Below are 21,196 nucleotides of genomic sequence, written 5' to 3' on the forward strand. Positions count from 1 at the left end.
ATGGCAACAGATATCAAAAAACTATTTGAAGCACTCACTCAGCACCAGGCCTATCTTTATCGTGCTTCATCAAAAACGGTAAATGAGTTATTGGCTTTATTCAATGATGATACGAGCAAGATGCTATCTAAGCTTCGGGATTTATTGGATGAGCTTAATGAGTCGGAGAAAGTTGCTTTAGCTGGTGGTAAATATACAACTTCAAATTTAAGGGAAATTAGGGATTTGATTGCCCAATGGTTTGCCAGTGTTAATTTAGCATTACCTGAAGCTTTTGCCGTTTCTGCTACGGCGCTGGCTGTTTATGAGGCCAATTACGTAGCTAAGCTCTATGGAGCAAAAATTAATAAGCCTGATGGGGAAAAACTATTCTTATCCGCTAAAAAAGTTCCGTTGGCAGGTGGCGCTCTTGTCGATGATCTGCTTTCAAGAATTGCTGAAAGTGCCCGTCAAAAGGTTGAGTATGCAATTCGAGATGGTATTAATTCAGGCAAAACTAACCAAGAAATTGTTCAGCGTATTCGTGGTACCAAACGGCTTAACTATGAAGATGGGATCTTAAATGGTACCAAAACTGATATTGAGCGAACGGTAAGAACTGTGCGAAGTCATGTAGCTAATCAAGCCTATCTAAATAGCTTCAACCAAATTGGCTTTGAATATGTCCGATTTGTTAGCGTTTTAGATGGACGAACTTCTAAGCTTTGCGCTTCATTAGATGGTTCAGTGTGGGAAATAAATGATCCGGCAAAGCGAGTGCCGCCGTTACATCCTAACTGTCGCAGTATCTTGGTTCCGGTCGAGAAGGACGGTCAACTTGTTGGCGAACGGCCATTTGTAATGGACGAACGTAGAGTTAAAGACATCCCCAAAGAAGAGCGAAGCCAGTTAATAGGACAGTTAGATGCAAACACCACATTCAAAGAGTTCTTTAAGAAAACAGATGATTTCTTTCAAAGGGAGTGGCTAGGGCCAAAGCGCTTTAAGCTCTATAAAGATGGGAAATTTGATTTTGATAAGTTCTTTGATCCTGAAGGCCGTTTCTATAGCTTAGATGATTTGAGAAAGTTGGATGAAAAAGCTTTTAAAAAGTTGGGTCTGTAATTTTTCTTATGTTATATTTTTTAAAACATCAGAATTTATACAATATGAAAACAATAGCTTTTGTATGTCTAACCCTAATTTCCATCACTTGTTTAGCTGAACCAAGTCAAAAATATCTTAAAGAATATGATCGATTGTCTGAAGCTTTGGAGTCAGCAATGGCAAATGCATATTCTTTTGATCCTGCAACTGGTCAAGTAAAACAGGCTACTCAAGGTTTAGAAGCTAAAAATAATTTATGTAGAGCTGCCCAGGCGAAACTAAACCTCACCACGTTTTTAAAAGACAATTTAGAGGAATCTAAAGAGCTTTATAAATCTATTGATGGTGCAGAGACTCTAGATAAAAATTATCTTAGTGGACAACAGCAGGAACAACAAAATCTCGTTTCAAATTTGAAAAAAGACCTTGTTGGAACTGGATTTAACTGTGAGTAATTATTGCCGATTACAGGTAATTCTAAACTCACTTAAGACACAATTTTCACCTATATAAGCGCCCAAATGGCGCTTTTGTCATTTATGGAGTTTGGTTTATGAGTGAATCAAAAGTTAGACATTTGGTACTTAAAAGAGTTTCAGATAAATCTTCTCATCTTGCTCTTTGTGACGAGGAAACAGGTATTCCATTAGCTGGATTAACCGCTGTAAAAATGAATTGTAGTGTTTTTGAGGGTCCAGCGACTATCACGGCAACATTTGATGTAGGTGGTCCTCAAGGCATCCGCTTAGTTGGTGATGAACCTAGACAAAAGGTTTGGGGTGCAAAGGAAACGTAGCGAAAGGTGGTAAAAATGTCAGAAATATCTGTTGCTGAATATGTAAAAAGAAAAGAAGAGTTAGAAAGAACCCTAACATTTCAACTTGCTGAATTGATCAGTAAATTTGAAAAAGATACAGGCGTAAATGTACAAGATGTTTATGCAAATTTTTCTAGCGCCACTTGTTTGGGTGGTTCAGAAAAACACTTTCTAACTGGTGTGACAGTTAAAACCTCAATTTCTAATTAAACCAATTTATTAATTCAATAGCACCTTCGGGTGCTTTTTTTGTGAGAAGAAAATGACCAAAGACGTAACAGAGCAAGAGTTAGTTGAAAAGTCCGAGGCACCTCGAGTAACTAAATCTCAAATTGATGCATTAATGGAGCGTGTTACTTACACGGTTGAGCAATGTCCCGGAGTCACAACATCTACTTTTGTTCATGCATTTTTAGATGGAAAGTTTTTTCTAGCTTCGGGTTTTAGTGCATGTGTGAATGCTGAAAACTTTGATGCTGAAATTGGTGAGCGTATAGCTCGAAGCAATGCAGAAAAGTCAGCCGAAAATAAACTTTGGGAACTCGAAGGCTATCGTTTATTTGCCACAAACTTCTAAGTTTTTAATCGAAATAAAGCGTCCTTAGGGGCGCTTTTTTAATGTCTGCCGGAAGCGGATGTGGACGGTGAATCCGGGCGGATGCCCATTTGTGTATATAGGTTGGATGACCAATGAAACTTAAAACAGTAACGATCGACGGTAAAGTTTATGCAGAAGTAGACGGCGATAAGCCGATCTATATTCATGATGACGGCAAAGAAATGCCACATGATGCACCACACTCGGTAGCAACAATTGCACGCTTAAACAATGAAACTAAAACACATCGTGAAGCCAAAGAAGCAGCCGAAAAAGCATTAAAAGCTTTTGAAGGAATTGAAGACCCAGCGGCAGCTAAAAAGGCATTACAAACAATCCAAAATCTCGATGATAAAAAGCTGGTGGATGCCGGTGAAGTTGAGAAAGTGAAAGCTGAAGCTATCAAGGCAGTTGAAGAAAAATATGCTCCGATTGTTGAGCAACGTGATGCTCTAGAGGCCTCTTTACATAAAGAACTTATCGGCGGTGGTTTTGCTCGTTCTAAGTACATTCAAGACAACATTGCAGTACCTGTGGATATGGTTCAGGCAACCTTTGGCCATCACTTCAAAATCGAAGAGGGCAAGGTGGTTGCATATGATCCGAACGGCGAAAAGATTTATTCGCGTGTACGTCCGGGTGAACTTGCAAATGTTGATGAAGCTTTAGAGTCATTGGTTGGTGGATACCAGCATAAAGACTTAATTCTTAAAGGTGGTAAAGGAACTGGTGGCGGTTTTCAAGGTGGGGGCAAAGGTGGAGCGCCTGCAGGAATGAAACGCAGTGAAATGTCTGTTTCTCAGAAAGCAGATTACATCAAAGAACATGGCAATGATGCCTTCCTAAAACTACCGAACTAATCATTAAATATTTGGAGATAAGTAGTTATGACTACAACAGTTAATTCCGACATGATCATCTACAACCAACTGGCTCAAACAGCCTATTTAGAACGATTACAAGACAATTTGAATGTTTTTAATGAAGCTTCCAATGGTGCGATTATTTATCGTAATGAAATCATTCAAGGTGACTTCAATAAAAATGCATTCTACAAAGTTGGTGGTAGCATTAAACATCGCGATGTGAACTCCAATGCAAAAGTAACTCCGGAAAAAATCGGTGCAGGTGAGTCTGTAGGTGTAAAAATTCCATATAAATATGGTCCTTATGCATCAACTGAAGAGGCATTTAAGCGCCGTGCTCGTACACCAGAAGAATTTGCTATGGTTGTTGGTTACGATCTTGCAGATGCATTGGTTGCAGGCCGATTAGAGTACAGTTTAGCTTCTTTAAAAGCTGCTATTTCTAGTAATCCCGATATGGTTGCGAAAGGAAGTATCGTTGTTGATGGCCGCAAAGCATTAACTCGTGGTATGCGAAAGTTTGGTGATAAGTTTGGCCGAATTGGCTTATGGGTGATGAACTCAGATACATATTTCGATATTGTCGATGATGCTATCACTAAGCAAATTTACGGTGAATCTGAAATCGTTATCTATGGTGGTTTACCAGGAACCTTAGGAAAGCCGGTATTGGTGACGGATGCTGTAGGTGATAACGATGCTTTTGGCTTGCAGTATGGTGCTGTAACAGTAACTGAATCACAAGTACCGGGCTTCCGAGCTTATGACATCAATGATGAAGAAAACTTAGCAATCGGTATGCGTGCTGAAGGTGCATTTAACCTAGATATTCTTGGTTATAGTTGGGATACATCGAAAGGTGAAAATCCTGATCTTACATTACTTGGTTCAAGTGCTAACTGGATTAAATATGCAACCAGCAACAAAATGACAGCAGGTACCTTACTTGATTTATCAGGTACAGCGACAACTGGTTAAAACCTAAAAATTAAAACCGTAAGAGGGCTAATAAGCCCTCTTTTTTATTATTAAGAGAAAAGCGCCATGAAGATTATCTATACACGCATTGCAGCACTGGCTGCATTAGAGACGGGCATTATTGCTAACCCTGACTATTATGAAACCCCAAATCTGAAAGCAAAAGAGGTAATTATTTACGGTAATTATCCAAAGATTCAAAAGGATTACGAATCTTTAGAAGTTCCAGTTGAAGTTCGTAAGTTGGAAGAGCCACAAAAAATGACTTTGGCCACGGTAAATGTCGAGGTAGGAGTCACCCCTGAACTTCAAGCTGTGATTGATGATGCAAAAGCAGAATGTGAAAAGGTCGTCGAAGAAAACACTCAGCTTAAGCAAAAAATTGCCATCTTAGAGCAGGCTGGTGGTAACCAGTCAGAGTTGTTATCTGAGAATTCACGATTAAAAGATGCAGCAGTCTTAGCAGATAAAGCTCTCAAAGATGCTGAAGCTCAAGTGGTCGGTATAAAAACTGAATTTGAAGCTTTTAAAAACGATATTCCCGCAATGCAAGCACGTATTGTTGAATTGGAAGCTGGAAAATCGGCAGAAAACCCAGCTACAGAAACGGCAGCTAATGATTTTGAAAACTGGTCAAATGATCAATTAAAAGAGTATTTGGCTAGTAAGAACATTGGCTACAAGCCTTCTGCAACAAAAGCAGAACTCCTTAAATTAATCCCGAAGGAATAATGCAATGAGCTTTATTACTGTAGATGACGCAAATTCAATTTTGGGCAGCGATTTTGCACCAGACAGTGATAAAGCTCGTCTGGTAAAGCTGGCTAATGTTTGGATGAAAAACAGAATAGGTTTTGTACCAGATCCTATTGATCCACTTCTTAAGGACGCGGCTTGTGAAATCATCAAAGGAATTCTGGCCAAAGTAATTTATAACGGCAAAGACCAGCAGTTGAAGCGTAAGAAAGTTAAAGCTGATTCTGTTGAGTCAGAAAAAGAATACCAAGATGGATCTGAAGCAATTTCTAGCTTTGAACAGATTGCAATTGATTTTATTGATTCACTTGATTTGAAAGATCCAAATGCAAGTTTTAATGGCTTTGGCATACCACTTTACAGGGCATGATATGGGCTTACGTGACGAAATTCAGGCAGATATTACCGAAGCATTTAATGATGATTTAGCGGACGCCGTTCATACCTTTACATGTGACAGGGTTGTTAGTTCCAACTGGAACCCTAAAACAAATACTTCAGAAGAAGTTGTTGAACATTATGAAGGGCGTGGTGTTCTGTTCGGTTCATACAGTCAATATGAGATCCAAACACTTGGAGTACTGGCCACCGATAAGAAAGCTACAGTGCTTCAAAATGAAGTTACAAAAGAGCCAAAGATTGATGATGAATGGCTAACAGCTTTAGGCTCATTTCGAGTTATTCACATTCAACAAGATCCAGCTGCGACAATTTGGAAATGTCAGTTGCGATGGGTGAAATAAATCTCTTTTGAATAACTATTTTTTAGAATTTAAGTACCATTGAAATATAAAATTTTAAAACTTCACTTCTTGTTTATTTTTCAAAATTTTTTTCTCTCTGTTTAATTAAATAATACATCTTCAAAATAAAGATATTTTTTAAAACATCTATTGAATGTTTTAATCAATAACCGTTATTTTATAATTATGTAAAAACGGTTTGGGAAAATAAATGTTAGTAAGAGGTAGTTATAAAATTATACCTATAGAAGATATGGGGGGAGGGTCTTTCGGTTTTGTACAAAAAGTTGAAGTTTATAATCAGAAAGACCATCTATGTGGCTTATTTGCAATGAAGACAATGAAGTCAAATGCAAGAGAAATAGAATCTTTTAGGAGAAGGTTTGTTAGAGAAGGGCATCTACAAGCTAAATGTAGTCATCCAAATATTGTTCAAATTTATATTTGTGATCTAGAAAGTGTAGAGCCTTGGTTTGTAATGGAATTAGGCGAAATAGATGTAGAAAAGTTAATAATTAATGGCAAATTTCCCAAAAAAGAAAGATTAAAATGTATTTTAGATTTACTTTTAGGAATGAGTCATATCCATCAACAAAAACTTTTACATAGAGACATTAAGCCGTCAAACATGGTAAAAGTTGGTGATAAATATAAAATTGCTGACTTTGGTTTAGTTAAAGATACAGTTTCTAGCCCAGAGACAACACCATTGACTGCTATTGGTCAAGGAATGGGTACACCGGGTTTCCTTGCTCCTGAAGCAGTTTTTGGGCATTTTAGTGATCAATCAGATATCTATGCTATTGGTACATTCTTAGAGTATATGTGCTATTTAGATGAAGAACTAACTCGAAAGTTAGCTCCTATTATTAATAAGTGTAGAGCACATGTACCTTCTGACAGATACCAATCAGTTAATCAAATATTGAAAATATTTTTACCAATTTATGAGGAGGGGATGAATGCTTGAACTAACTAATGTAGCTGCTTTCACGCACTCTAAATCTTCAAATAAAATAAATGAAGACTCTATTCTTCTCCCATTGAAGCTAAATGGAGGATATATTTTTGCTATTGCTGATGGTGTTGGCTCATATCCTGGTGCAAAATTGGCTTCAGAATTAGCAATTGAATTTATTTCTAAAATAGAAAAAATACCTACAGAGATTGAAATAGATCATTTATTATTAAAAATTAAAAATAAAATAAGTGAGCTTGAATTAATTAACCCTGAATATTTTCAGGCAGCGACAACTTTAACAGTTGGAGTAGTTGAGAAAAGTGGTGTGCATATCATTCATGTTGGTGATAGCAGACTTTATATAAAATCTGAACAGAAATTAATTTGTCATACAAAAGACCATACACAACATCAAAAGTTATTAGAGGCTGGACTATATACAGAGCGTCAGTTAAAAAAAATGCCAGGTAAAAACATACTGGTGACGGCCTTATCAAAGAGTATTAATTTAGAATATCAATATTCATTTCATATGATGAAAGATTTAATTGATGAGCAAGGAAATTTAATAGTAAATATTATGTCTGACGGAGCTTATGAATTCTGGGAAAAAAGACCAAAATTTTCCTTGAATACTATGAATAACCCAACAGCCTTTAGTACCAGTTTGCTTAAACGTATAGAAAAAAATGGTCCTGTTGATGATTATTCTTTAATTTCTACTAAATTTAAAATTATTACTTAAATATAGTTTTAATTTTCAAAAAACCACCTTCGGGTGGTTTTTTTATGGGTGCAATTTAGGAGTCTAGATGATAAGTACAGATTATGTTCCTGAGTGGTACATTTCACCGTTTCAACATGTCAAATATGCACTTGCTAGAAATCAGCTTCACATGGATTTGTTATTTGAAGATATGGGCAAAGCTGATCAATTTTTGGATATGGGATCGGATGCACAAGTTAGTACTTTTTCTGATGGTGCTTATGCAATTGTCCAAATTGGAGATACATCAGATAAAGATCAAATTCAAGTTTATGGACTACTTTTACATGAAGCAGTTCATGTTTGGCAGTTTGTGAAACGGCGAATGGGTGAGCGCGATCCGAGTGTTGAGTTTGAAGCGTATTCAATTCAAGCGATAGCTCAAGACCTTTTTGAAATGTTCGAAGCAAGTGAGGTTAAAAAACATGGGGTGGAAGGGAGCAAGGCCGAGCAGCTTTAGTTTTGAAGTTGAGAAACAGGCAGATGAGCATGTAAAGAAAATCACTATGGATACAGTGCAATCACTTGTCGTTTCCAGTCCAGTTGATACTGGAGCTTATCGGGCTTCTCACATTGTTTCTGTTGGATCTGGCGACTATGGGGTAAGAGAACCTTCTACAAATGCTGCGCAAGATGCCGCGATTCAAGCTGTTAAGTTTAAGTTGGGGAGTTTGATCTATATTCAAAACAACCAGCCATATGCTGAGCGTTTAGAAAACGGTTGGTCCGATCAAGCACCGCAGGGCATTTATAGCACAACGTTTACTTATATTACTCAAAAGTACGGTGGCTAAAATGGCAATGACTTTAGAGCAAGCTAGACAAGCTATCGTGGACCGAATGATGAGTTTTACAGGGATTTCTCAAGATAGAATCCAGTATCCAAATGCACCAGGTTTTACGGTACCAACAAAAGGTGTGTGGTGTCGTTTAACCATTACGGGAGGACCAAGTTTTATTGCTGGACTAGGAAATAAGCCGTGTACACGCCGTACTGGGAATATCTTAATTCAATGTTTTGCCCGTCCTAATACTGGAGACAGGGAAGTAACAGAACTTAGTGATGCATTGCTGGCACATTTTGAATATTTCTCAGTCGAACATTTAGAGTGTTTGAATGGACAATCCGTTTATACCGGAAAAGATGCTGACTTCATTCAGTATAATGTGACTATTGGTTATAGGGTGAATTGATATGTCCTGCATGCTTACGCAAGAAGAAATTGAAATTAAACGGCAAGAACTGGAACGACACTTGGCAAGTGTAATGGTTGAAGAGCTGAATAAATGGCAATTAGCTAATAAACTATGTGTTTCTGATGTGAATATACGTTTAGCCGATGTTAGTAGTCTTGGCGGAACTAAACATAATGTAGTTACTGGAGTAAGTGTCGATCTAGATGATTAATTTAAAATTTTAAAGAAATAACCGCCCATGAGCGGTTTTTTTATGTTCCTAATTTTGTAACCACCTTTCGAGGTGGTTTTTTTATGCCTATAAGGAGTAAAAGCCATGTCGAGTGGTGCAAAGATTCGCCTCTATTATGCAGAGGAACAAACCCCCGAAGTATTACCAACTACACCAGTTTGGAAAACCGTACGCCGAGTTACTGATGGCTTAACTGAAAACGTCACCACTGAATCATCAAACAGTGTGGTCGATTCGCGATTCCGTCAAGGTGGCATGGCTACCGAAGCAGAAATCACAGGTTCTTTAGAAGTTGAATTATCTATTGGCTTGTTTGATGACTTCTGGTCGGCAGTTGCAATGAATAACTGGGCCAGTGATGTTCTTAACTTTGGCGGTAATGTGCGAAAGACATTTACCTTCGTCAAAGTATTTGAAGATATTAACCAGGTATTTATTTACCGCGGTGTACGTATAAATGAAGCTACGATGTCTATTGCCACTACTGGCAAAATCACCGCCACATTTGGTTTGATGGGCACTCTGTTTGAGCGCACTACTACAAACCCTGTTACTTCGCCTTTACCAGTACCTGAATTAGTCCTTGTTTCAGCGCTTAATGTTGGTGATCTTAAAGTTAATGGTGAAACAGTTGTCGGTACTGCTTGTATGCAGTCTCTTGAATTGACTATTAACAACAATATGGAAGCAATCCGTTGTATTGGCTCTAAAAAGCTCACTGCAACGACTTATCTCGAGAAGATTGTTGATATCACCGTCAACACTCAATACATGTTCTCGGCTCAATCGGCAGCATATATCGACTTCATTAAAACCCGTGACACCATGCCGCTAGAATTCTCTATTGAAGATGATGCAGGTAATGGTTATGCATTCCAGTTCCCACAATTAGAAGTGGCTGAAGCTAATCACCCTGATGGCGGTGGAGAAGACACCATCACAGTCGACATCAACTACAACCATATTCGCGTATCGCCAGTTATTACTCGTGTGATTGCGCCAGTTACACCTTAATACTGATTTGGCAGCTTTATTGCTGCCTTCTTATTTGGAGATATAACATGGCTCTTGAAGTCAATATTCAAAGAAATAAAGACGTTAGTTTGTGGCGCAAATATAAAGATGAAGAAGGTAATGTACTTGCTGAGTTCAAAATCCGAGGCATTGGATATAAGCCTTATCAAGTAGCTTTAGAGCGTGCGAATAACCAAATCACAGCTAAAGGATTTGATGTTGCTAAAGCTTCACCCGATGACAAACTCTTTCATGAATTACTATTGGAAGCAGTTGCATGCCATTTAATTGAAGACTGGAAAGGAGTGGTTTTTGTTGAGGAAGACCCTGAAGGTGAGTTGGTAAAAACAGAGCCTACATTCAATGGTGAGAATGCATTTAAATTACTTAATATGGGTGATTTAGGCGTTTCAATTTGGTCATTTATCCGTACTGAATCAGAAAAGATTCAATCAGAAGCTAACCAATATCGAGATGATGTTGTGGGAAAGTCACAACCCTCTACACCTTCGCGAGCAAGTACGCAGGGCTCACGGACCACGAAAAAAAGCAAAGAGAAGCGCTCGGCGTAAAGCTTCCTGATGCTCCTGACTATTCGTATGTAGCTAATGCCATCCTGTCTGCATATAACACGATTGCAAGATCTAGACGCTATGAACAAGGTGTTCCTCTGGCGTTAGATATCTCAGCAATTAATGCTTATTTAGAACAATACGACTTGCCAGTGGAGCGTTACATCTTTAATGACTGTATCTTTACGCTTGACGATATGTTCTTGGATGAGGCGCATAATAAGGCGACGCAACGAGCGACGAAGACTTAAATGCTGACTTCGGTATATAACTTAGACTTTGCGACGTGATTTAGCGCGATTGATGTAACATAATACGGTCAAGTGGTTGACATTCCCGTTAAAATTCCTTATTGACAGGAATGTCATTATCAAATATTCTATCAATGTAGTCGCAGCGCGGTATAAATACACCACGCCTAGATTGAGGTACGATAAACACTGCGATAATCGTAAACGTATTGTAAATACGTTGCCTCTAGGTGCCGCACCGAATTCTAGCCTCTAAGTTTCTTAGGGGCTTTTTAATGCTTGATAATAAAATATGCGAACATTTATATACTTGGATGAAAGTGGTGATTTAGGTTGGAACATGGAAAAGCCTTATCAAAAGGGTGGTTCCAGTCGAATGCTTACGTTAGCGGCAATCTGTTTGCCTGAGAATAAGGTTAAGTATGTTCAGCGTATTGTAAGAGCATTATATGAAAAAAGAAAAAGACCTTTAAAAAATGAATTAAAATCAGTTGATTTGAATCTAAAAGATAAAGAAATATTCGTCAAATTGACTGCGAAACTTATCAAAGACCATCCAGATATACAGCTTCGCTCAATTACAGCAAATAAAGAATTTGTTAATGCAAGATTCAAGAGCGACCCAAATGCTTTCTATAATTATATGGTGAAGCTTTTACTTCTTGGGACTATCTGCAAGCATAAATATGTAGATTTTATGCCTGACAGAAGAAGTGAGCGGGTTTCGTTGAAATGGAATATGGGCGAGTATTTAAAGCAGATGGTTTTAGAATGTGGCATTGAAAACCAAATTGTTAACCAGTCATGCAATATTATGCCAATGGATAGCTCAAAATGCCTTGAGCTACAATTTATAGACTTCTATGCAGGTTTGGTCTGGTCGGCATATGAATTTAAAGACATGACAGCAAGAAAATTTATGGCAGAAAACCGAAATACCAATCATAAGCTTTTCTTTCCAAAAGAAGACAAAGTGGATAACGTTGTTGATGAAGCTGTCTAAACCACCTTCGGGTGGTTTTGCTTTATGTGACATTTGTTAACCAGTTTGTTAAAGTTAGTACACTTTATAACAAACGGTAAAAACCATGAAACAAGTCATTTTAAGTCTTTTATTAGTTTTAAGCTCATTAAGTGTTGCGGAAGCAGGTAGAGGGAGACAACCGTGCTCTGGTAAGAAAGGTGGGGTAAGTCATTGCGATGGTAGTAAGTTTGTTTGTAATGATGGTTCCATCAGTGCTTCTAAAAAGATCTGCTCTAGATAGGTGATGTGATGGGATTGAATTTTAGAAAAAGTATAAAAATTGCTCCTGGAATCCGTGTCAATATTAGTAAAAAAGGGCTATCAAGTGTTTCTGTGGGTGGGAAAGGTGCACGTGTAAATGTAAGTAAGAAGGGTACTCGCACAACAGTAGGTATTCCAGGTACTGGTTTATCTTATTCTAAGTTCTCTAGTCATACTAATAAAACGACACGTAGAAGAGAACCTGATTTTAATAATCCAGATAATGTATGGGGTTACCCTAAATCTGAATGGATAATCAGTGGAGTTCTTTTATTTATAGCTTTAATAATTTTTATTTGGATTATTAGCTAATTTTAAAGTGTTGATATTGGGTGCATTTTATATGAAAAAGATTATTTTAATAGGTCTAATCTTCTTTCCTTTACTAGCATTAGCTAAACCAGTTCAACCTGTGAGTGATAGTGAGCATGAGCGAAATTGTAGAAATACAATGGAAATTGCAAATGTAATTATGCAACAAAAGCAAAATGGGATGCCGTTAATGAAAGCATTGGAGGCTAATGATTATGCATTTAAAAAGAATCCTGATAAAAATATGCAAAAAATTATCAACTTAATTACCCGTGATGCTTATGAGCAACCAAGTTACTCAACACCCTCAATAAAAGAAGAACAGTTAAATGAATTCTCAGCAAAATATTACTTGGGTTGCATGGCAATGTATGAATAATTGAATAATCACACGTTGTTAGCATATTCGAGTTTTATAAAATAGGTTGTGGGTATGAAAAAAATTATTTTATTGAGTTTGGTTCTAGGTTTGGGAGGCTGTGCAGCCACAACAGATATGATGAATAATCAATACATGTCTGTAATACCAACATCAACGGATCTCAATGGCTTTTGGACGGGCAATAATGGCCCATACGCTGTGACTTACTCATTCAATAAAGATGGCACTGGTCTAATGTGTTCCAGTTGGAATGGTAAAGATTCTATTGAAAAGCTAAAAGTAAATGGTAATGAAATTATTGTTCAATCAGGGTTAAAGCAAACGATTAAAAGTAAAACTGACTCTAAACTTGAGTTAAAAGTTAACTACTATGGTGGAGGTAGTTACCAGTACAGCCCAGATCCAAACTTACAAAATGCATCGCCATATTGTGAGAAAGCACTGAGAAATTAATTCAAATTAAACAATTAACCCGCGAAAGCGGGTTTTTTATTGCCTAGAGGAAAGTAAGATGGCACAAGAATCACGTCTCGTCATTGTAATTGATGCTAAAAATGCAGAGCGTAATGCGCGGAATCTAGGCAATGAGTTGGATAGCATTGAGCGCAAAGGCGACTTTGCAAGTAAATCAATGGATGCATTATCTGTTGCTACACGTCAACTTGCTGGATACATGGCTGGATTGGTTACTGTAAGTGCTGCCATTTCTAAGATGGACACTTACACTGGTCTTCAAAACCGTCTCAAATTAGTAACTAACAACCAAGTTGAGTTAAACAAGGCAACAGAAGATACCTTCCGAATTGCTCAAAAAACCTATTCAGCATGGGATTCTGTTTTACAGGTTTACCAACGTTTTAGCGACAATGCAAAAACCTTAAACCTCACAATGGATGAAACTGCTCGTTTAACTGAGACTGTATCTAAGGCTGTGGCAATTAGTGGCGCAAGCGCCTCAGCAGCCGATGCTGCATTAGTTCAGTTTGGGCAGGCATTAGCAAGTGGAACATTGCGTGGTGAAGAACTTAACTCTGTAATGGAGCAAACCCCAGCATTAGCAAAAGCAATTGCTCAAGGTATGGGTATAACTGTTGGAGAGTTACGCACAGTAGCAGCGGAAGGGAAAATTACTTCACAAGAAATCGTTAAAGCGCTTAAAAATGTTCAAAATGATGTAGATGCATTATTTGCTAAAACAGATATCACTATTAGCCAATCGCTAACGCTGCTTAACAATGAAATTACTAAGTTTGTTGGCGAGTCTGGAAAGGGATCTGGCGCAGCAGAAGTATTGTCAGGTTCTATTAAAACGCTTGCTGGTAACTTAGATGTTTTAACATCTGCAATGATGGTTGGTGGCGCATACTGGCTTGGAACATATATTCCTGCTATTTATGCATCAGGTGTAGCCGTAGCAGCGAAAACGAAGGAATTAGCGGTTCAAACCGTAACGCAATATGCCGCAATACAAGCCGAGCGTGCGGCTGCTGCTCAACAAGTGCTTAGCACTCAAGCAGTTGTAGCAAATACCCAAGCAACTTTAGCGGCTATTGCGGCTGAGAAGGCTCTAGAAGTACAGCGCCTTAAATCTCAAATTACTGAAAAAGGCAGAACAGCGACATTAACTCGTATGGCTGAGTTAAAGAAAATTGAGGCTCAAGTTACTAGAGAGTTGGCAGTAGCGGAAGGTGCACTGGCAACAGCACAAGCTAGATCGGCAGCGGCAGGTGCGGCTAGTGTAGGGATAGGATCACGGCTTTTAGGTTTACTTGGTGGTCCAGTTGGTATTGGCATCACAGTAGCAAGTTTGGCGGCTGGATATCTGCTAATGCGAGACAATGGCGATAAAGCCAATGACATGCTTGAGAAGCAATCTCGTTATGCAGGCATGGCAGCTGATGAACTTATGAAGCTAGAAGGTGCTCAAAAGCGTGCAGCTGAAAGTGAACTGACAAAGCAACTAAGTTTACAGAATGCTCAACTATCCAAATCTCAGAACGAGTTCTTGTTACTTACTCAGTCTATCACTGACAACAATAAGCAAAGTGCTGAAGCTTATCGAATATGGGCAGAATTAAAAACTGGCGTTATTGATGTAAACCAAGCTTTCAATAGATTAAATCAACTTTCATTCATCAGTTCGGATCAAATTAACCAGCTGGCTGATAGCAAGAAGAAAGTAGATGAAAACACGAAAGCTGTGAAGCAAACAAACTCTGAGTTAAATCAGGTTCGTACTTCTGGTGCTAATGCAAAAGCAGGTTTTAATGATGTTAGTCAAGGGGCTAAGGGGGCGGGTCAAGATGTATCTGAACTAAATAAAAAGCTTCAAGATTTACAAAAAACATATGCTCAGAAAAATCTAGATACTGATTTTTCACTGATCAACATTAAAAGCCATGGACTGGAGATGGGTAAAGCGTTATCTGATTTTTACGATAACAATAAAATCCCTAAAACTCGCAGTTTAACTAAAGATGAATGGGCAATATTCCAGAAAAACTTTGATAAGGTTCAAGAACTCAAAAAACTTGAAGAGGATATAGCTGATTCTAAGAGACAGCAAACCAAGGAACTTGAGAAGCAGCAAAAAGTACTTTCTGTTAATGCCAAAGTTCAGGCTAATGCTGTTAAATATGGCTTTGCTGGAATTGAGTCAAAGAACAACTTACCAGCTGGCACCTTATCTGCAATTCATGCAATTGAAACTGGAAACAGTGGGCGAACTGATCTAGTCAATAAAAGTACTGGAGCAACAGGTGGATTCCAGTTTCTTGCGGGCACAGCAAAGCAATATGGTGTAAAAGACCGTTATGACTTAGCTCAGTCTGCTGAAGGTGCTGGCAAGTATATGTCTTATCTTTTGAAGCTCTTTAAGGGTGATCTAGAGAAGGCTGTACGTGCTTATCATGCTGGTGAAGGTAATGTTCAAAAGGGTAAAGGTATTGGTAAATATAACAACCAATACTGGAAGGATTATCAGGGCTATATGGCTGGTATTAATGGCTATGCAGCTGGCGATATCACCTCTAAAGATTTTGATAGGCTTATTCAAGACGCCACAAAAATGGCAGAAGAGCAGGCTAAGTTACGCCTTCAATTGGAAAACGATGTAGCCAATGAAGTGACCAAGATCAGAAATGATCTTGCCAAGAAATTGGAAGATGTTGATAGAGCCAACTTTACCCCAGAACGCAAAGCTGAAATTAAGGCAGAACTTCAATCTCGTGCTGACAATGATGTTGCCATAGCTCAACAAGCTCTTAAAACAAAGCTTGATGACTATAAACAGTTCAATATGACTGAGGAGCAACTACTTAAGGATAGTTTTGACCGCAAGAAGTTTAATGCGGCTCATGATATTGAATTAAGTAAGAATCAGCGTGATGAAGCTATTAAATATCTGGAACAGCAAAAACAGCAAGAGTTAGGGTTATTAAAACTCGCTCAAGAGCAACGTCTTTTTCAGGCTAAACAAGCTCTACTGACAGAAACCCAAGCCATGCAGGAACGTTACAGACTCGAACGGGAGGAAATTCTTAAGAATACCAAGCTTTCTATAGAAGAGCGGCAAAAGCTAATCGCATTATCTAAAGCCAATCAGGATAAAGAGACACGCGATAAAGTGAATAATGCTGTTCAAAACTGGGATGGTATTCAGGCGAGTATCACTGGTAATAGTGGACAATTCGCTTTAGAACAGGAGCGCTTTAGCCGTTATGATGCTTCTCAAAAAGTATTTGATAGCCAGCTTGCTGATATTGAAACTCAGGAACAAGATCCAAATGCAAATATGGTAGCTCTAAATGCACAACGTGAACAAATCATGAAGGAACACTTTGAGCGTTTGAAATTGATTGAATCTACTTATCAAAATGATTCAATGAATCTCCAGTTGGGTTATGGAGCTAGTGTCACAGGGGCATTGGCTGGCATGTTTAAAAATATGCTTGGTGAGTCATCAAGTGCATACCGCATTCTTTATGAAAGTCAGCGGGCATTCGCATTGGCGCAGGCTGGAATGAACATGTGGAAAGCTGCTTCAGATGCTTACGCAAATGAGCCAGGTACTTGGTACCAAAAAGCGGCAGCAGCAGCGATCGCGACAATTAAATCAGGTACATTTGTATCTCTCATCCAAGCTGCAACCCCGCAAGGATTTGCGGATGGTGGTTATACAGGTAACGGCCTAAAACACACTCCAGCAGGGATTGTGCATAAAGGCGAAGTCGTATGGTCGCAAGAAGATATCAAACGTTGGGGTGGTGTTAGCGTTGTTGAAAGCATGCGTCAAAGTAAACCAAGTGGTTATGCAAATGGAGGTTATGTTTCTAATAATACTAGTGAAGCTATAGCAGCCCGACGGGAGGCACGACAATTTGATGCGATTAATTCAAATCAAACACAAAGCAGTTCGAGTCAAGTTCCAATCAATGTTTATGTAACAGTTAATCCGGATGGATCAAGCAAAACTGATACCCAAAATGACTCTAAGCAGCTTGGGCAAATGATCGGCAATGCTGTTAGAACGATTATCCAGCAAGAGCAGCGACAAGGCGGTTTATTATCAAAGTAACCCACTCGAATGAGTGGGTTTTTTAATGGGAGTACAAAAGTGAAAAAGTACATTATGACTTTTCTGCTTGCTTTATTGATTGCTGTAGTTTTCTACATAAGTGCAAATTTAATTGATTTTAATCTAATTGAATATGCAACGGGTTTCGTCTTTGGATTGTCATTCACCCTCATTTTTAAAAAACAATCTAAGAGTTCTAAAGCTGCAGAGCTACTAAACAAACATGTAAAAGAATGGGCAGTTCGTGAAAGTAGGCGGGCAGGTTTATTGGCTCCAGATCAAGATACGAAGGATCTAGAAAGTTGCAAAAAACGTTTTAAGGATAGTCCGGTAAGTATGAAAGTTGAGTGGTCAAAAAAAGATGAGTAATCGTAAATTCACTTGGTGCCAAGATTTAGAAGGTAATTCAGGTTCGCAGAGCTTTAATACTTTGTCCTCTAAGTTTGGTGATGGTTATGAACAAAACATTGCTGTAGGTATCAATAACCGATCTGGTGAATGGACTTATCAAAGAACGGCTTATAAAGCCGAAATTATGCAAATCAAAGCATTCTTTGATGACCATAAAGGAGCTGACTCGTTTCTTTGGGATTCGCCTTTAGATGGTGAGGTCCGAGTAAAAACAGGTGAATATCAACCACGCTGTTTGGGCGGTGATGTTTGGCAAATCTCAACGACTTTCACCCAAGTTTTTTACCCTTAATTTAAACCCCTTTGATGCCCCTTTTTAGGGGCTTTTTTTATGCGAGTAAGAAAATGACGATTCAAACAGTAAATTTAGGTACGGCACCGACTGGCGCAGGCGGTGATACATTTCGTTCAACTGGCGCAAAAATAAATGAAAACTTTACGAATAACAACCATGCAGCTAGTCGTTTGGTTGGGACTGCTGCTGGGAATGTGATGGAAGTTGGTGCTTTTGGAGTTGGAAAGTCAATTCTATTAGGTAGTCAAAAATTATCAACATTGAGGGGAAATGGTAATGCCTTTTATTGGCAAAATAATGGTAATAATATTTCAAGTGCTGGAGACTATCCTGACGACAATTCTCAGGCAATTATTAATTTAGATCTTAACGACTCAACTGATGCTTGTGCGCAATTAAGCATAACGCATAACTCCGATTTTTATGTCAGGTCTGTAAACTGGAATGTAAATACGTTTCAGCCGTGGCGTAAAATCTTGTCATCAAAAAATACAACTGTGGATGCAAATGGTTTCATTAAGTCAGCATCACCAGTTGTTAAATTGTTTGCAGATAAAATTGAACCTAACGATGAAGCTGCTGAGCAGAACATTACTTTTGAAAAGCTCGATGTAGGGCACTACTTGCTAAAAGGAACGTCAGGTTTTGCAACGGAAGGTTGGTATATCGAAACGCCAAAAGATGCTAACGGGAACATTCTTTTTGCTGTGATTTATCAGCAGTTAGAAAATAAAGATATTGAAATCAAAACTTTTAAAAAGAAGTTTGATGTTGAGTCTGCTTCAATTATTGCTGATTTGGATAATCCAGTTGATATTTCAACGGGTCGCTGGATCGATATTCGCTTGCAAGAAATTCCTAAACCAGTACCCGAAATGCCAGTGGTGACAGAAAATGACCCTGAATAGTGATTTCCAGAAGCTTTATGTAGATGGATTAATCCATTTGTATGAACTAGATGCCAGCAGCTTAGGTGCTGGCATTTTACGTTTTCATGGCCATATAGCTTTTCAAGACTGGGAGAAAATTTACTCATCGATCGGATCTGAAGGATTGATCGGTGCAGATTCAGGAAGCATTGGTAAGGTTTTTGATACCGGTGATCAAAAAGTATGGAACCGAAATATTATCTGGCAAGGTCAAGTATTTGAGCCAATGGCGCTTGAGGTGTCTGGCCTTGAAATGCGTTCGGACGGTAAAGCTTCAGCGCCAACTTTAAGCATGGCCAACAATATCAACGGTATTCAAAATGCTGTGTCTGCTTACTGTTTGCAGTTTAAAGACTTTGCTGGTGCAAAACTTAAAGTTATTACCACTCTTGCTAAATACCTTGATGCTGAAAACTTCACAGCAGGTAATCCAACTGCTTCAAATGAATCAAAAGAGCAAATCTGGTACATCGAGCAAAAGACATCTGAAAATGCTCAGGCCGTCACTTTTGAACTATCCAATCCAATCGACTTTGAAGGTTTAAAAATACCAGTCCGACAGGTTTCCAATTATTGCCATTGGTGTGCGATGGGCGATTATCGTGGCGAAGAATGCCAGTACACAGGCGCGGCAATGTTTACCGATAAAGATGAGCCAACGGATAACCCTGCACTAGATCGCTGTTCTGGTCGCCTATCTTCATGTCGTATTCGCAACAATGAAATCCGCTTTGGTGGCTTTCCAGCATCGAGTTTAATGTGATGAAACTAACCGCAAAACTTAAAAAAGCAATCCAGACGCATGCTGCTGAAGTTTATCCTTCCGAGTGCTGCGGTGTGATTGTGAATAAAGAATATATTCCATGTCGCAATATTTCAGCTCAATCTGATCAGTTTGAAATACATCCTGAAGATTTAGCTATGGCAGAAGACCAAGGCGAAATCTTAGCTTATGTACATTCCCATCCAGATGGTACTACACGAGCCTCAGAACTAGACTTAATTCAAATTGAGTTACATCAAAAGCCGTGGGTCATTTGCTCCTATCCAGATCTGGATTTTCAAGTTTATGAGCCATTTGGTTATCGCGCCCCCTTGGTGGGGCGTAATTATTTTCATGGCTGGCAAGATTGCTATGCGCTTGTACGTGATTTTTATAGTCGTGAATTGGGTGTAGAACTGATGGATTTCGAGCGTAAAGATGTATGGTGGGAAGATAAAGATCATCCTTCTCTTTACCTTGAAAATTATGAGAAAGCAGGCTTCTATGAAGTAGATAAACCAAAATATGGCGATATGCTTGTTTGTCGTGTTGGACGTACTGAACATCCAAATCATGCGGTTGTTTGGCTCGGAGATAACGGAAAGTTGAAATCAGAAGAAAGTGAAAACTGCATTGGTTCAGCGTTAATTCTTCATCATCCATATAACCGCAAATCTGTTCGGGAAATATATGGTCAACAATGGCTTGAACGTACTGTAAAAATCTTGAGGCATAGAGATGTTAAAAACAATTAAGTTGTACGGCATCTTGGGGCAAAAGTTCGGTCGTGAATTTAAGCTCGATGTCGCAAATACACGTGAAGTCATGCGTGCATTATCTGTTCAGATCGCTGGCTTTGAGCATTTTATGTTGCATGCACATGAGCAGGGCCTACGCTTTGCCGTGTTTTTAAAATCAAAGAACTCAAGTAATAAGCGAGGCAAGAAACGCCCAGCGATTTATGACCACGAAACTAAGCGGCTCATTACCGGCGATAACATCGGTGAAGAGCAGCTAGACATGAATACTGAAGCAGACACTATTCATATCGTCCCGCGTGTAATGGGGGCTGGTGGCAATAATGGGATTTTGCAACTTGTACTTGGTGCGATTCTGATAGCTGCTTCATTTATACCAGGTATTGGTCAGGCTGCTCAGGTTGCATTGATAGGTGCAGGTGCTGGCATGGCTATGGGAGGGGTTGCATCAATGCTCATGCCAAAAATTGATAATATTCAAGACCAAAACCAAGACGGCAACCGTGCCAACAAAGGCTTTGGCGGTGCAGTTACCACGGTTGCACAAGGAAATCCGGTGCCAGTGCTTTACGGCCAGCGTGAAGTCGGTGGCTTTATCGCAAGTGCTGGGCAGTATCCAGAAGATTTGATGTAAACACTTAAAAACAC

The 21,196-nt window shown here is 38.9% G+C and carries 30 protein-coding genes; all 30 read left to right on the forward strand.

From position 1 onward, the window contains the following. The 30 genes from EGS71_RS18670 to EGS71_RS18820 all read left to right on the forward strand — a co-directional run bounded on the left by EGS71_RS18670 (position 1) and on the right by EGS71_RS18820 (position 21,182). Positions 1–1,104 carry a minor capsid protein gene (locus EGS71_RS18670; protein WP_000179751.1) on the forward strand — a complete coding sequence of 368 codons (1,104 nt, stop codon included), beginning with the start codon at positions 1–3 and terminating at the stop codon, positions 1,102–1,104. A gap of 8 nt (positions 1,105–1,112) precedes the next feature. Next, positions 1,113–1,541: a hypothetical protein gene (locus EGS71_RS18675; protein WP_000965231.1), complete on the forward strand. Its 429-nt coding sequence runs from the start codon at positions 1,113–1,115 to the stop codon at positions 1,539–1,541. A gap of 98 nt (positions 1,542–1,639) precedes the next feature. Next, positions 1,640–1,882, forward strand: coding sequence for a hypothetical protein (locus EGS71_RS18680; RefSeq protein WP_000004361.1), 243 nt, complete (start codon positions 1,640–1,642; stop codon positions 1,880–1,882). A gap of 15 nt (positions 1,883–1,897) precedes the next feature. After that, positions 1,898–2,113, forward strand: coding sequence for a hypothetical protein (locus EGS71_RS18685; RefSeq protein WP_001290160.1), 216 nt, complete (start codon positions 1,898–1,900; stop codon positions 2,111–2,113). Between the two features lie 52 nt (positions 2,114–2,165). Next, the gene (locus EGS71_RS18690) at positions 2,166–2,480 is read left to right on the forward strand and encodes a Gp49 family protein (protein ID WP_000159203.1); all 315 of its coding nucleotides are present in this window, start codon (positions 2,166–2,168) and stop codon (positions 2,478–2,480) included. A gap of 113 nt (positions 2,481–2,593) precedes the next feature. After that, complete coding sequence (locus EGS71_RS18695; RefSeq protein ID WP_000770059.1) at positions 2,594–3,361, forward strand: DUF6651 domain-containing protein; 768 nt, start codon at positions 2,594–2,596, stop codon at positions 3,359–3,361. A gap of 27 nt (positions 3,362–3,388) precedes the next feature. Beyond that, the gene (locus EGS71_RS18700; protein ID WP_000214189.1) at positions 3,389–4,345 is read left to right on the forward strand and encodes a major capsid protein; all 957 of its coding nucleotides are present in this window, start codon (positions 3,389–3,391) and stop codon (positions 4,343–4,345) included. Positions 4,346–4,411: 66 nt separating this feature from the next. Next, complete coding sequence (locus tag EGS71_RS18705) at positions 4,412–5,077, forward strand: Ish1 domain-containing protein (protein WP_000692546.1); 666 nt, start codon at positions 4,412–4,414, stop codon at positions 5,075–5,077. Positions 5,078–5,081: 4 nt separating this feature from the next. Continuing rightward, on the forward strand, positions 5,082–5,471 hold the full coding sequence (locus EGS71_RS18710; RefSeq protein ID WP_000008494.1) for a hypothetical protein: 390 nt from the start codon (positions 5,082–5,084) through the stop codon (positions 5,469–5,471). Beyond that, positions 5,428–5,844 carry a hypothetical protein gene (locus EGS71_RS18715; protein WP_002011315.1) on the forward strand — a complete coding sequence of 139 codons (417 nt, stop codon included), beginning with the start codon at positions 5,428–5,430 and terminating at the stop codon, positions 5,842–5,844. The genes EGS71_RS18710 and EGS71_RS18715 overlap by 44 nt, the downstream gene beginning before the upstream one ends. 211 nt (positions 5,845–6,055) lie before the next feature. Further along, positions 6,056–6,814: a serine/threonine protein kinase gene (locus tag EGS71_RS18720; protein ID WP_000961023.1), complete on the forward strand. Its 759-nt coding sequence runs from the start codon at positions 6,056–6,058 to the stop codon at positions 6,812–6,814. Then, complete coding sequence (locus EGS71_RS18725; protein ID WP_000891860.1) at positions 6,807–7,550, forward strand: PP2C family protein-serine/threonine phosphatase; 744 nt, start codon at positions 6,807–6,809, stop codon at positions 7,548–7,550. The genes EGS71_RS18720 and EGS71_RS18725 overlap by 8 nt, the downstream gene beginning before the upstream one ends. Positions 7,551–7,617: 67 nt before the next feature. Further along, positions 7,618–8,031 carry a hypothetical protein gene (locus EGS71_RS18730; protein WP_000626003.1) on the forward strand — a complete coding sequence of 138 codons (414 nt, stop codon included), beginning with the start codon at positions 7,618–7,620 and terminating at the stop codon, positions 8,029–8,031. After that, positions 7,997–8,365 (forward strand): hypothetical protein, encoded by a 369-nt coding sequence (locus EGS71_RS18735; RefSeq protein WP_002011283.1) that lies wholly within the window; start codon positions 7,997–7,999, stop codon positions 8,363–8,365. The genes EGS71_RS18730 and EGS71_RS18735 overlap by 35 nt, the downstream gene beginning before the upstream one ends. A gap of 1 nt (position 8,366) precedes the next feature. Next, positions 8,367–8,765 carry a phage tail terminator-like protein gene (locus EGS71_RS18740; protein WP_001251841.1) on the forward strand — a complete coding sequence of 133 codons (399 nt, stop codon included), beginning with the start codon at positions 8,367–8,369 and terminating at the stop codon, positions 8,763–8,765. A 1-nt stretch (position 8,766) separates the two neighbouring features. Further along, a complete protein-coding gene (locus EGS71_RS18745; RefSeq protein WP_025464877.1) occupies positions 8,767–8,979 on the forward strand; it encodes a hypothetical protein in 213 nt (70 codons plus the stop codon). A gap of 105 nt (positions 8,980–9,084) precedes the next feature. Continuing rightward, positions 9,085–10,014, forward strand: a complete 930-nt coding sequence (locus tag EGS71_RS18750; protein ID WP_000094284.1) for a phage tail tube protein — start codon at positions 9,085–9,087, stop codon at positions 10,012–10,014. Positions 10,015–10,061: 47 nt separating this feature from the next. Next, entirely contained in the window at positions 10,062–10,586 is a 525-nt protein-coding gene (locus tag EGS71_RS18755) for a hypothetical protein (protein WP_001162958.1), read from the forward strand. 543 nt (positions 10,587–11,129) lie between these two features. After that, the gene (locus EGS71_RS18765) at positions 11,130–11,840 is read left to right on the forward strand and encodes a DUF3800 domain-containing protein (protein ID WP_001258720.1); all 711 of its coding nucleotides are present in this window, start codon (positions 11,130–11,132) and stop codon (positions 11,838–11,840) included. A gap of 85 nt (positions 11,841–11,925) precedes the next feature. Next, positions 11,926–12,102: a hypothetical protein gene (locus EGS71_RS18770; RefSeq protein WP_001983384.1), complete on the forward strand. Its 177-nt coding sequence runs from the start codon at positions 11,926–11,928 to the stop codon at positions 12,100–12,102. 8 nt (positions 12,103–12,110) lie between these two features. Next, entirely contained in the window at positions 12,111–12,434 is a 324-nt protein-coding gene (locus tag EGS71_RS18775; RefSeq protein ID WP_000523923.1) for a DUF4236 domain-containing protein, read from the forward strand. 31 nt (positions 12,435–12,465) lie between these two features. Further along, the gene (locus EGS71_RS18780; RefSeq protein ID WP_000720535.1) at positions 12,466–12,813 is read left to right on the forward strand and encodes a hypothetical protein; all 348 of its coding nucleotides are present in this window, start codon (positions 12,466–12,468) and stop codon (positions 12,811–12,813) included. Between the two features lie 54 nt (positions 12,814–12,867). Then, the gene (locus tag EGS71_RS18785) at positions 12,868–13,269 is read left to right on the forward strand and encodes a J517_1871 family lipoprotein (protein ID WP_000720610.1); all 402 of its coding nucleotides are present in this window, start codon (positions 12,868–12,870) and stop codon (positions 13,267–13,269) included. A gap of 58 nt (positions 13,270–13,327) precedes the next feature. Further along, on the forward strand, positions 13,328–17,392 hold the full coding sequence (locus EGS71_RS18790) for a tape measure protein (protein ID WP_000046515.1): 4,065 nt from the start codon (positions 13,328–13,330) through the stop codon (positions 17,390–17,392). A 9-nt stretch (positions 17,393–17,401) separates the two neighbouring features. Next, positions 17,402–17,761 carry a hypothetical protein gene (locus tag EGS71_RS18795; RefSeq protein WP_000012518.1) on the forward strand — a complete coding sequence of 120 codons (360 nt, stop codon included), beginning with the start codon at positions 17,402–17,404 and terminating at the stop codon, positions 17,759–17,761. Continuing rightward, the gene (locus EGS71_RS18800) at positions 17,754–18,095 is read left to right on the forward strand and encodes a phage tail protein (protein WP_000071080.1); all 342 of its coding nucleotides are present in this window, start codon (positions 17,754–17,756) and stop codon (positions 18,093–18,095) included. Before EGS71_RS18795 ends, EGS71_RS18800 begins: the two co-directional genes overlap by 8 nt. A 53-nt stretch (positions 18,096–18,148) precedes the next feature. Beyond that, positions 18,149–19,006, forward strand: coding sequence for a hypothetical protein (locus EGS71_RS18805; RefSeq protein ID WP_000155324.1), 858 nt, complete (start codon positions 18,149–18,151; stop codon positions 19,004–19,006). Then, positions 18,993–19,790 (forward strand): phage minor tail protein L, encoded by a 798-nt coding sequence (locus EGS71_RS18810; RefSeq protein WP_000174376.1) that lies wholly within the window; start codon positions 18,993–18,995, stop codon positions 19,788–19,790. The genes EGS71_RS18805 and EGS71_RS18810 overlap by 14 nt, the downstream gene beginning before the upstream one ends. Continuing rightward, positions 19,790–20,545 (forward strand): C40 family peptidase, encoded by a 756-nt coding sequence (locus EGS71_RS18815; protein ID WP_000778494.1) that lies wholly within the window; start codon positions 19,790–19,792, stop codon positions 20,543–20,545. Before EGS71_RS18810 ends, EGS71_RS18815 begins: the two co-directional genes overlap by 1 nt. Next, entirely contained in the window at positions 20,529–21,182 is a 654-nt protein-coding gene (locus EGS71_RS18820; RefSeq protein WP_000920731.1) for a tail assembly protein, read from the forward strand. Before EGS71_RS18815 ends, EGS71_RS18820 begins: the two co-directional genes overlap by 17 nt. The last annotated feature ends 14 nt before the right edge of the window (positions 21,183–21,196 follow it).

The organism is Acinetobacter sp. FDAARGOS_559 (assembly GCF_003940475.1).
Taxonomy (GTDB): Bacteria; Pseudomonadota; Gammaproteobacteria; order Pseudomonadales; family Moraxellaceae; genus Acinetobacter; species Acinetobacter baumannii.

Coding starts and splice junctions, on each gene's coding strand:
- EGS71_RS18670 (WP_000179751.1), top strand. CDS start 1: ATGGCAACAGATATCAAAAAACTATTTGAAGCACTCACTCAGCACCAG.
- EGS71_RS18675 (WP_000965231.1), top strand. CDS start 1,113: ATGTTATATTTTTTAAAACATCAGAATTTATACAATATGAAAACAATA.
- EGS71_RS18680 (WP_000004361.1), top strand. CDS start 1,640: ATGAGTGAATCAAAAGTTAGACATTTGGTACTTAAAAGAGTTTCAGAT.
- EGS71_RS18685 (WP_001290160.1), top strand. CDS start 1,898: ATGTCAGAAATATCTGTTGCTGAATATGTAAAAAGAAAAGAAGAGTTA.
- EGS71_RS18690 (WP_000159203.1), top strand. CDS start 2,166: ATGACCAAAGACGTAACAGAGCAAGAGTTAGTTGAAAAGTCCGAGGCA.
- EGS71_RS18695 (WP_000770059.1), top strand. CDS start 2,594: ATGAAACTTAAAACAGTAACGATCGACGGTAAAGTTTATGCAGAAGTA.
- EGS71_RS18700 (WP_000214189.1), top strand. CDS start 3,389: ATGACTACAACAGTTAATTCCGACATGATCATCTACAACCAACTGGCT.
- EGS71_RS18705 (WP_000692546.1), top strand. CDS start 4,412: ATGAAGATTATCTATACACGCATTGCAGCACTGGCTGCATTAGAGACG.
- EGS71_RS18710 (WP_000008494.1), top strand. CDS start 5,082: ATGAGCTTTATTACTGTAGATGACGCAAATTCAATTTTGGGCAGCGAT.
- EGS71_RS18715 (WP_002011315.1), top strand. CDS start 5,428: ATGCAAGTTTTAATGGCTTTGGCATACCACTTTACAGGGCATGATATG.
- EGS71_RS18720 (WP_000961023.1), top strand. CDS start 6,056: ATGTTAGTAAGAGGTAGTTATAAAATTATACCTATAGAAGATATGGGG.
- EGS71_RS18725 (WP_000891860.1), top strand. CDS start 6,807: ATGCTTGAACTAACTAATGTAGCTGCTTTCACGCACTCTAAATCTTCA.
- EGS71_RS18730 (WP_000626003.1), top strand. CDS start 7,618: ATGATAAGTACAGATTATGTTCCTGAGTGGTACATTTCACCGTTTCAA.
- EGS71_RS18735 (WP_002011283.1), top strand. CDS start 7,997: ATGGGGTGGAAGGGAGCAAGGCCGAGCAGCTTTAGTTTTGAAGTTGAG.
- EGS71_RS18740 (WP_001251841.1), top strand. CDS start 8,367: ATGGCAATGACTTTAGAGCAAGCTAGACAAGCTATCGTGGACCGAATG.
- EGS71_RS18745 (WP_025464877.1), top strand. CDS start 8,767: ATGTCCTGCATGCTTACGCAAGAAGAAATTGAAATTAAACGGCAAGAA.
- EGS71_RS18750 (WP_000094284.1), top strand. CDS start 9,085: ATGTCGAGTGGTGCAAAGATTCGCCTCTATTATGCAGAGGAACAAACC.
- EGS71_RS18755 (WP_001162958.1), top strand. CDS start 10,062: ATGGCTCTTGAAGTCAATATTCAAAGAAATAAAGACGTTAGTTTGTGG.
- EGS71_RS18765 (WP_001258720.1), top strand. CDS start 11,130: ATGCGAACATTTATATACTTGGATGAAAGTGGTGATTTAGGTTGGAAC.
- EGS71_RS18770 (WP_001983384.1), top strand. CDS start 11,926: ATGAAACAAGTCATTTTAAGTCTTTTATTAGTTTTAAGCTCATTAAGT.
- EGS71_RS18775 (WP_000523923.1), top strand. CDS start 12,111: ATGGGATTGAATTTTAGAAAAAGTATAAAAATTGCTCCTGGAATCCGT.
- EGS71_RS18780 (WP_000720535.1), top strand. CDS start 12,466: ATGAAAAAGATTATTTTAATAGGTCTAATCTTCTTTCCTTTACTAGCA.
- EGS71_RS18785 (WP_000720610.1), top strand. CDS start 12,868: ATGAAAAAAATTATTTTATTGAGTTTGGTTCTAGGTTTGGGAGGCTGT.
- EGS71_RS18790 (WP_000046515.1), top strand. CDS start 13,328: ATGGCACAAGAATCACGTCTCGTCATTGTAATTGATGCTAAAAATGCA.
- EGS71_RS18795 (WP_000012518.1), top strand. CDS start 17,402: ATGAGTGGGTTTTTTAATGGGAGTACAAAAGTGAAAAAGTACATTATG.
- EGS71_RS18800 (WP_000071080.1), top strand. CDS start 17,754: ATGAGTAATCGTAAATTCACTTGGTGCCAAGATTTAGAAGGTAATTCA.
- EGS71_RS18805 (WP_000155324.1), top strand. CDS start 18,149: ATGACGATTCAAACAGTAAATTTAGGTACGGCACCGACTGGCGCAGGC.
- EGS71_RS18810 (WP_000174376.1), top strand. CDS start 18,993: ATGACCCTGAATAGTGATTTCCAGAAGCTTTATGTAGATGGATTAATC.
- EGS71_RS18815 (WP_000778494.1), top strand. CDS start 19,790: ATGAAACTAACCGCAAAACTTAAAAAAGCAATCCAGACGCATGCTGCT.
- EGS71_RS18820 (WP_000920731.1), top strand. CDS start 20,529: ATGTTAAAAACAATTAAGTTGTACGGCATCTTGGGGCAAAAGTTCGGT.